The 7,336-nt window shown below is 42.8% G+C and carries 6 protein-coding genes and 1 pseudogene; 6 read left to right on the top strand and 1 reads right to left on the bottom strand.

Translation table 11 applies throughout. The annotated features are described in order from the left end of the window. The 5 genes from carB to PHR02_RS12325 all read left to right on the top strand — a co-directional run. On the top strand, window positions 1–2,340 hold a 2,340-nt coding region (gene carB / locus PHR02_RS12345), incomplete at its 5' end, for a carbamoyl-phosphate synthase large subunit (RefSeq protein WP_299992467.1). A gap of 3 nt (window positions 2,341–2,343) precedes the next feature. Further along, entirely contained in the window at window positions 2,344–2,775 is a 432-nt protein-coding gene (locus PHR02_RS12340; protein ID WP_299992465.1) for a hypothetical protein, read from the top strand. Beyond that, window positions 2,772–3,209, top strand: a complete 438-nt coding sequence (locus PHR02_RS12335) for a hypothetical protein (protein ID WP_299992464.1) — start codon at window positions 2,772–2,774, stop codon at window positions 3,207–3,209. Before PHR02_RS12340 ends, PHR02_RS12335 begins: the two co-directional genes overlap by 4 nt. After that, window positions 3,206–3,793: a hypothetical protein gene (locus PHR02_RS12330; protein ID WP_299992462.1), complete on the top strand. Its 588-nt coding sequence runs from the start codon at window positions 3,206–3,208 to the stop codon at window positions 3,791–3,793. The genes PHR02_RS12335 and PHR02_RS12330 overlap by 4 nt, the downstream gene beginning before the upstream one ends. 2 nt (window positions 3,794–3,795) lie before the next feature. Beyond that, window positions 3,796–4,974, top strand: coding sequence for a glutathionylspermidine synthase family protein (locus PHR02_RS12325; RefSeq protein ID WP_299992460.1), 1,179 nt, complete (start codon window positions 3,796–3,798; stop codon window positions 4,972–4,974). Here the strand turns inward: PHR02_RS12325 and PHR02_RS12320 are convergent. Next, entirely contained in the window at window positions 4,966–6,885 is a 1,920-nt protein-coding gene (locus PHR02_RS12320; protein WP_299992458.1) for a GGDEF and EAL domain-containing protein, read from the bottom strand. The two genes, PHR02_RS12325 and PHR02_RS12320, sit on opposite strands and share 9 nt — an antisense overlap. A gap of 194 nt (window positions 6,886–7,079) precedes the next feature. Between PHR02_RS12320 and PHR02_RS12315 the strand changes: the two are divergent. Next, a pseudogene (locus PHR02_RS12315) lies at window positions 7,080–7,336 on the top strand (TonB-dependent receptor); the annotation flags it as partial.

Below are 7,336 nucleotides of genomic sequence, written 5' to 3'. Positions count from 1 at the left end.
GCACTTGCTTCCAAAGCAACCGGATACCCGATTGCTAAAGTGGCAACGCTGCTCGCGGTAGGCTTTACCCTCGATGAGATCACCAACGATATCACGGGAACTCCTGCGGCGTTTGAACCGGTTATCGACTATATCGTAACCAAAGTACCGCGCTTTACGTTCGAGAAATTCCCCGAAGCGGAATCGACCCTCACCACCAGCATGAAATCGGTCGGTGAAGCGATGGCGATCGGCCGTACTTTCAAAGAATCGGTTCAAAAAGCCCTCTGTTCACTGGAAACAGGACTAAGCGGTTTCGATCCAATCGACGGTGATCTCGAATTCGTTAAGCACGAAATCCGCCGCCCGAATGCAGAGCGTATCCTCTACGTAGGGCAAGGTTTCCGTATGGGACTATCCAAAGCCGAAGTATTTGATCTCTCAAAAATTGATCCGTGGTTCTTGACCCAAATCGAAGAGATCATTGCCCAAGAAAAACTGATCACAACGACTACCCTCACGGATGAGCCGCAACTTCGCCGTCTTAAAACGGAAGGGTTCTCCGATAAAAACATTGCGCGTCTTATCACCCTAAACGGCGGAAGTGCAAAAGAGAATGATGTCTACGAAGCGCGCAAAGCTCTTGCGATCATGTTTGAATACAACGAAGTCGATACCTGCGCGGCAGAGTTCGGTTCATTGACCCCATATCTGTACTCAACCACCAACATTACCCGTCTCGGACTTCAAGCACCGCGTCAAAGTGACAAGAAAAAAGTGATGATTCTCGGCGGTGGGCCAAACCGTATCGGTCAGGGGATCGAGTTCGACTACTGTTGTGTACACGCCTCATTCGCCCTCAAAGAGATGGGAATCGAGACAATCATGGTCAACTGTAATCCTGAAACCGTCTCAACCGACTACGATACCTCCGATGTCCTCTATTTCGAGCCTATCGATTTCGAACATGTCCGCTCTATCGTAGACGCAGAACAGCCTGATGGTATTATTGTCCACTTCGGAGGACAAACGCCTCTCAAACTGGCAAACGGACTTCATGCTATCGGTGCCAAAATCGCCGGAACTTCTGCGGAAGTGATCGACTTGGCAGAAAACCGCGAGAAATTCTCAGCATTTGTCGTTGAGCAAGGGCTAAAACAACCGGAAAACGGTATCGCTATGACGAAAGAGCAGGCATTTAAAGTGGCTGAAGAGCTCGGCTACCCGGTTCTCGTGCGCCCTTCGTATGTTTTAGGCGGGCGTGCTATGCGCATCGTCTACAACGAAGAGGAACTCCGTACCTATATGGACGTTGCGGTATCGGTGAGCAACGATTCTCCGGTTCTCGTCGATAAATTCCTCGATCAAGCGGTTGAGCTCGATGTCGATGCGATCAGTGATGGCACTGATGTCTATATCGGTTCGGTTATGCAGCACATCGAAGAGGCGGGGATTCACTCAGGGGATAGTGCCTGTTCACTCCCTCCTGTCAGTCTCAGCGCAGAGCTTCAAGCGCAGGTTGAGCAACAAACGAAAAAAATCGCATTGGGTCTCGGTGTTATCGGGCTCTTAAATATCCAATACGCGATCTACCAAAACGAGGTTTACATCATTGAGGTTAATCCGCGCGCATCCCGTACCGTGCCGTTTGTCTCTAAAGCAACCGGAATGCCGCTTGCGAAAGTCGCAACCCGTGTTATGGTGGGTGATACCCTCCGTAATGCCCTCAAATTCTACGATAACTATCACATCGTTATGGAAGCGGATGGACTTCTCAAGCCGCGTCTCAAAGGGCACGTTGCGATCAAAGAGGCCGTATTCCCGTTCAACAAACTCTACGGTGCCGATTTGGTTCTCTCTCCAGAGATGAAATCAACCGGCGAAGTTATGGGGATCAGTGAGAATTTCGGTATCAGCTTTGCAAAAAGCCAGCTTGCCGCAGGAAACAAAATCCCAACCTCAGGAACCTGTTTCCTCTCCTTTATCGAAATGGACAAAGTACACGCTCCAGAAATCGCACGCGGATTGCACAACCAAGGGTTCAAACTCGTGGCGACTCGCGGTACACAAAAAGCAATTGAAGCGGCAGGTATCCCATGTGAAGCCGTTCTAAAAATCTCTGAGGGCCGTCCAAATATCGAAGACGTGATGAAAAATGGAGAAATATCTCTAGCGATCAACACCTCTGATAATAAAACCTCGAAAAAAGATGCTGAGCAAATCCGTCAAATCGTTTTACGGATGGGAACACCGTATTTTACAACCCTCAGTGCCGCACGTGCCGCTATCGAAGCGATGGGGCACATGCATGATGATAGTTGGATGGAACCACATGCCCTCCAAGATTATCTCATCTCTTAAACTATGAATAAAATCTTCCTCGCCCAAACCGACACTACTGTCGGTTTTCTCTCCCAAGATGCCAAACGTTTAGAAGAGATTAAAATGCGATCCGGAGATAAACCTTTTCTCAAAGTCTACGCTCAATTAAAAATCTTACATCACGATATTCGCATCCCATCAGCGCATAAGAATCGTATACGTAATACGCACAAAACAACCTTTATCATCAAAAACAAAGCTTTCCGCTACGTCAGCGATCCTGAACATGCTGCTCTTATTCGTCCCTATGGTTGGCTTTATTCTACCTCAGCCAATAAAAGCGGTGAGCATTATGATCCTACCTTTTGTCATCATGCAGCTGATTGGATTATTGAAGATCATCGTAGATTGCATGAAGCCGGTGCATCACGTATCTATAAACTTGGTCGAACGCGATTAGTGAGGGTACGATGACAAAATTTTTACAAGCCTTTTTAACAGGTGCTTTTTTTACCTTTTTGTTTGATTTCACCCTTTTTCTAGGGTTGAAACTCAACTATATTGATGCCCACGGAATGAAAATTTATTTCAACCCCTTTTTCGTTGATAACCAAAATATTTGGGTTTTTCTGATACTCTCCCTATTTATAGGGTGGATTACAATTTATCGTCGAAGTGTTAAATCCGCAGCAATCATTTTGACTTTATTTTTGCTCCTTAGTGCTTCTGCATTGATTCCCCCCATTGGCACAAAAATCGGCGATGCCCTTTTCCGTCAAACCAATCTTGAAATTGCTCATCCCCCCCATCTTTATCGAGGAGACATCCTCTATAGTGATCGACATCAACTCTTTTTTTATGATACTGATTTACAAAAAGTGATTACACTACCACAGGAGAAAAAATGAAACATATTATGAATACTAACACCGTCTTTTTAGGTGCTATGAGTGCAGTACTTCTGAGTGCTTTTAGCGGATGCCAAAGTGCTCCCGAAGAACAAGCCACTTCCCAAGAGAGCGTTAATCAAAATAAATTTTTGGTTGTAGAACAACAACCTAATGGTAAATACGTCATCGTCGAAGAGATGCCAACCACAGGTCCAAGCCGTGCCATTATCCGTGAGACCGATGAAAATGGAACCGTTTCTGAGCGGGTTATGAGCGAAGCGGAGATGAAAGAGCTCGCCGATCAAGAGTACAAAAAAATGGAAGCAGGACAATCTGAACTCAACGCAGAGCCTCAAGGAGAGGGGATGGGACTCGCGGGAACGATCCTCGCGGCTGCGGGCGGAGCACTGTTGGGGAACATGATCGGTAATGCGTTAATGAATAATAAAAATGTTCAAAGACATCAGGATGCCTCAAATCGCTCAGCTTATCATCGCTCTTCAGCTAGCGGAAGCAATGCAGCAACTAATAGTCAGAAAAAAAGTTTCTTCGGTAATTCCGCATCGAGAAGTACCTCATCCAGTAGCAGTTTCGGAGGATGAGTATGGTATCTCTGCAAAACATTAAATCCATTGACGATGCAACCTTAGAAAAATTAGGCTTTAAATGGCATACCGACAGTGATCAGAGCAAATACATTGCCAATGAACTGGTTGTAGTTACCGATAGTGAAGCCGAGGCGTACTATGAAGCGGTCAATGAACTCTACGATATGTATGCCACTGCGGCGCAACACGTTATCGATAACAACCTCTTTTTTGATCTCGGCATCCCTTTTAACCTTATCGAAACCATCAAAAAAAGCTGGGAAAATGATGTCCACTGGCACCTTTACGGACGGTTTGACCTAGCAGGGGGAATCGGTGGAACACCGATCAAACTCATCGAGTTTAACGCAGATACCCCGACTGCCCTTTTTGAGAGCGCGATCTTGCAATGGGCATTGCTCAAACATAACGGCATGGATGAAGCGCGCCAGTTTAATAATATTTACGAAGCACTGAGTGATAACTTCCGCCGTCTTGTCACCTTGTTCGATGATCCGAGTGAGTTTGAAAAACATTATGATGGATGGAAAATCCTCTTTAGCTCTATCAGCGGCAATATCGAAGAGGAGCAAACCGTTCGACTATTGCAACAAATGGCAATCGATGCGGGATTTGAGACTGGATTTGAGCCACTGGGTGGGGTAAAATTTGATGATGAGGGGATTTATGACTCTGCCGAAGAGCCCTATGAATATTGGTTTAAGCTCTACCCTTGGGAAGATATCGCTATCGAAGAACCAGAGTTAGCAACCCAGCTCACCACGATCATGAACAACCAAAAGGCGATTATCCTCAATCCCGCCTACACTCTCCTCTTTCAATCCAAAGGGATGATGAAAATACTCACGGATCTCTTCCCTGATTCTCCGTATCTCCTTAAAACCTCTTTTGAGCCGCTTAAAGGGGTACATCAGGTCGAGAAACGGATGTTCGGACGTGAAGGTGCTAATGTACGAATTATGGATGCTTCAGGTGCAACTCTCGAAGCGAATGATGGACCATACGGCAACTTTAAACCAATCTATCAAGAGTACGTTGAATTTCCGCGTGATGCTCAAGGAAACAGTTATCAAGCAGGTGTATTCTTCGCGTACGAAGCATGTGGCTTAGGGTTCCGACGCGGTGGAAAAATTCTGGGAAATATGTCTAAATTCGTGGGGCATGTTTTACGCTAGAGATATTGGTTTACCGGTAAAGTAACCTTGTGAATAATCAACATCAAGTTTTTTGAGGGTAGCATAAATCTCTTCATCCGAAACAAACTCCGCAATCGTTTTTGCACCAATTTTCCGTGCAAAATCGATAATCGTCTCGACAATAATATGGTGACGCGAGTTAATACTGATTTCTCGAATTAATGAACCATCGATTTTGATATAATCGACATTCAACTTTAATATATTTTCAAAGTTTGAATACCCTGTTCCAAAATCATCAATCGCAATTTTTGCTCCTAGTGCTTTCACTTGTGCAATAAAGTGGGTTACTTCAGAATAGCTTTCAATTCCTTCTGATTCTAAAATTTCAAATACTACACGACTTGCCGTACCAGTCTGTGTAATGGTTCGTATAATTTCACTAACCGTATGAGAATTACGGATATCACTATCAGATAAATTGATAGAAAATTCCTCACTCCGTAAAGCAAAAAGATTACAAGCTTGATAAACTACCTCAAGTGTAATTTGAGGATAAAGTTTAGTTTGTTTGGCTATAGGTAAAAATTCCATGGGTGGAACAATATTTCCTTCATCATCAATCATACGGACTAGTGTTTCATATTTATGAATTTCACCTGTTCTAAAATCTACAATAGGCTGATAATAACACACTATTCGATGTTCAAAAAGGGCTCTTCTCACATCGGATGCCATCGTCAAATTTGAACGATAAAGTTCCTCAACACGTTCTGTTTGATCATAAAAAGCTATCGGTTTTTTATTTTCTTTAGCATAATGCAGAGCGATATCGGCACGTGTTAATACTTTTTCACCGCCTAAAGCAACCCCAACAGTTACCCTAATATTCAAACTCTCTTCTTTTACCATAAACGTTTTTTCATCCAAAAGTTTTATAAGTGTAATTAACCGATGCTCCAATTCATCTTGATTCATGACGGTTGAAAATGTTAATGCAAACTCATCACTGCCCAAACGGTAACAAGAGTCAGACAATATATTTAACCACACACCGGTTTGCTTCAATATTTCATCACCGATATCGATTCCAAAAAAATCATTTACCTCTTTAAAATCATCTATATTTACAATTGCCAATGCAGTAATATTTCCCAAGAGCAATTTTTCTTGTAAGCTAAATCGATTAGGCAAACCGGTCAACCTATCCATATAATATTGATTTTCCAGCTCAAGTGTTTTTTCTTTCACAGCACCTTCGAGAGAAGTATTCATCGCTTCCATCTCTGTCAAATAATGGTGAGTTGTCTTTTGCATCGCATTAAACGCAGTAACAATCTGTTCGATCTCTACACTCCCCTCTTCCTCAAAAACCAATTGATCCCCCGGTTTGTAATAGCGAACTTTTTTAGCTATGTTGGTCAACGGAGAGAGAAGAAAGCGAACCCACCATACCGCTACAAAAAAAATAATAAACATACTCGCACCAACGCCATAAACTATTTTTTGGATCGAATCACGTGTCTCTTCATACGCCAAATCACTGTAATGCAAAGTAACGGATCCCATCAATTGTCCTCTAGTCGGTTCTTTAATCACATGAACAACCCTTATCGCTTCGTGTCTGGATGTCATGTTCTCTTTGCTTTTATAGCTATATAATGTCTTACCATTGTTATCATAAATGTCCAACTTTGTCACATCCGGTACCGATGTGACAGGAGAAACTTTCTTTTCAATTTGATCATAAAATTTGAGATAAAGGGCGATTTGAAGTGGTTTTTCTATGGTTCGCAACAACAAATCTGCTTTTTGTTTTTCCGAAACCACTATAGTATTCTCAAAAACCATACTGACTACTATTCCAAGTGTCATGAAAGTCAAGAAGAAAATCAAAATCAATGATCCTACTATCTTGTAAGAAAGACGTGATTTCGAAAGCGTTATCATTAAAAAACCTTGCAGATCAGTTCTATGAATAGAGATTCATTTGTTGTGTGATTTTATCCTATTAAAGATTGAATTTAACCTATATTTTTAATATTTTCAGCACCTATTAACTATTTATAGACTATCTTTGCAGATACTAATTACTTTATATATTATCTATATCAAAACCATCTCCCGCTTATGAAAGAAGACCGATGAAAACGCGTTTTTCACTTGCTTTGTTGCTCTTGCCTTTTTCACTTTTAGCTACTGAAGCAAAGAGCGATTCAACCCTTCTTACTACGCTCACTGATGAGATCAATACCATCGCGCAAAGTGCAAAAGATCAACGAGCCAATATCGATTATCTCCCCTACGTTATGAGTGTGTTTGACGGCGAAGAGCTCTCCCGCGCCGGAGCATCGTCACTGAAAGAGGCTCTTAGTTTGGTCGCCGGTGTTAATATCGCCAG

Source organism: Sulfuricurvum sp., assembly GCF_028688295.1.
Classification (GTDB): domain Bacteria; phylum Campylobacterota; class Campylobacteria; order Campylobacterales; family Sulfurimonadaceae; genus Sulfuricurvum.
The sequence above is the reverse complement of the archived record's forward strand: the minus strand, read 5'-3'. Positions and strand labels throughout refer to the sequence as shown.

Excerpts from the sequence above, each read along its gene's own strand:
- PHR02_RS12340 (WP_299992465.1), top strand. The coding sequence starts at position 2,344 with ATGAATAAAATCTTCCTCGCCCAAACCGACACTACTGTCGGTTTTCTC.
- PHR02_RS12335 (WP_299992464.1), top strand. The coding sequence starts at position 2,772 with ATGACAAAATTTTTACAAGCCTTTTTAACAGGTGCTTTTTTTACCTTT.
- PHR02_RS12330 (WP_299992462.1), top strand. The coding sequence starts at position 3,206 with ATGAAACATATTATGAATACTAACACCGTCTTTTTAGGTGCTATGAGT.
- PHR02_RS12325 (WP_299992460.1), top strand. The coding sequence starts at position 3,796 with ATGGTATCTCTGCAAAACATTAAATCCATTGACGATGCAACCTTAGAA.
- PHR02_RS12320 (WP_299992458.1), bottom strand. The coding sequence starts at position 6,885 with ATGATAACGCTTTCGAAATCACGTCTTTCTTACAAGATAGTAGGATCA.